General features: G+C 58.6%; 1 protein-coding gene. It reads left to right on the top strand.

The window, feature by feature from the left end; all coding sequences use genetic code 11:
- Positions 1 to 127: 127 nt before the first annotated feature.
- Positions 128 to 1324, top strand: coding sequence for an IS256 family transposase (locus EGM97_RS26040; RefSeq protein ID WP_238964736.1), 1197 nt, complete (start codon positions 128 to 130; stop codon positions 1322 to 1324).
- Positions 1325 to 1381 lie beyond the last annotated feature (57 nt).

Below are 1381 nucleotides of genomic sequence, written 5' to 3'. Positions count from 1 at the left end.
GATCGTGTCCCAGGAAGTGGTGTAACTGAACCAGCCGAAGGCGCCCTGCGGGCGAAAGAGGATGGTCATCGTGGTTCTTGGCTAACGTTGAGTTTGCGAAGACCAAACACTCACCAGAGAAACCACGATGACCAAGCCCACTATCGCATTGACCGAGTTGGTTGAGAAAGGGGCAGACGCTGATCTGCTCAAGCAAATGATCCAGTTCGTTGCCCAGCGCATGATGGAGTTTGATGTCGAAGGCCTGTGTGGCGCCGGCTTCGATGTCAAAAGTCCAGACCGGACGAATAGCCGTAACGGCTACCGGGATCGCCTCTGGCAAACCCGCGCTGGCGACGTTGACCTGAAGATCCCCAAGCTGCGCCAAGGCAGCTACTTTCCTGGCTTTCTCGAACCTCGACGTACTGCAGAAAAGGCCATGGCGGCGGTGATCCAGGAAGCCTACATTCAAGGCGTGTCAACGCGTTCAGTGGACGAGCTGGTCAAAGCCATGGGCATGACCGGTATCTCCAAGAGCCAAGTGTCACGCCTGGCCGGCGAGATCGATGAACGTGTCCACGCCTTTCTTGACCGCCCACTTGAGGGCGATTGGCCTTACCTCTGGATCGACGCCACTTACGTCAAGGTACGGGAGGCCGGGCGTATCGTCTCGGTCGCCGTCATAATCGCCGTGGCTGTGAACACCGATGGTGGTCGCGAGGTCTTGGGCATGCGGGTTGGCCCTTCAGAGGCAGAACCGTTCTGGACAGACTTCCTGCGTAGCCTCATGCGGCGTGGCCTGCGTGGTGTGAAGCTGGTCATCTCCGACGCCCACGAAGGCCTCAAGGCGTCGGTTTCCAAGGTCTTCAACGCGACCTGGCAGCGCTGCCGCGTGCACTTCATGCGTAACGCCATGGCCCACGTCGGCAAGGGACAACGCACCATGGTTGCGGCGCTACTGCGCACGGTCTTCGCTCAGGACAGCCGTGCCGAATGTCATCAGCAATGGCGCTTGGTAGCTGATCAGTTGCGCGAAAAGTACCCCAAGATCGCGGCGCTCATGGATGGCTGCGAGGATGAAGTGCTGGCGCACATGGCATTTCCCAAGGCACACCGTCAGCAATTGCACAGCACCAATCCACTCGAACGGCTTAACGCCGAGATCAAGCGGCGTACCGATGTCGTGGGGATTTTTCCCAACGATCCGGCCATCACGCGGCTGGTAGGCGCGATGCTGTTGGAGCAGAACGACGAGTGGTGTCTGCAACGACGTTACATGCAGTTGGAGGCCTTTGAAGCAGTCAGCGATAATCCACAGGCCAAGCTGTCGGCCGTGATCAACTAAACGGCAAACTCAGTGGCCAGAGCCATGATGAGTTACACCACTTCCCGGGACACGATC

It is taken from the genome of Pseudomonas sp. AF32 (assembly GCF_022342325.2).
Classification (GTDB): Bacteria; Pseudomonadota; Gammaproteobacteria; order Pseudomonadales; family Pseudomonadaceae; genus Aquipseudomonas; species Aquipseudomonas uvaldensis.
The sequence above is the reverse complement of the archived record's forward strand: the minus strand, read 5'-3'. Positions and strand labels throughout refer to the sequence as shown.

Excerpts from the sequence above, each read along its gene's own strand:
- EGM97_RS26040 (WP_238964736.1), top strand. The coding sequence starts at position 128 with ATGACCAAGCCCACTATCGCATTGACCGAGTTGGTTGAGAAAGGGGCA.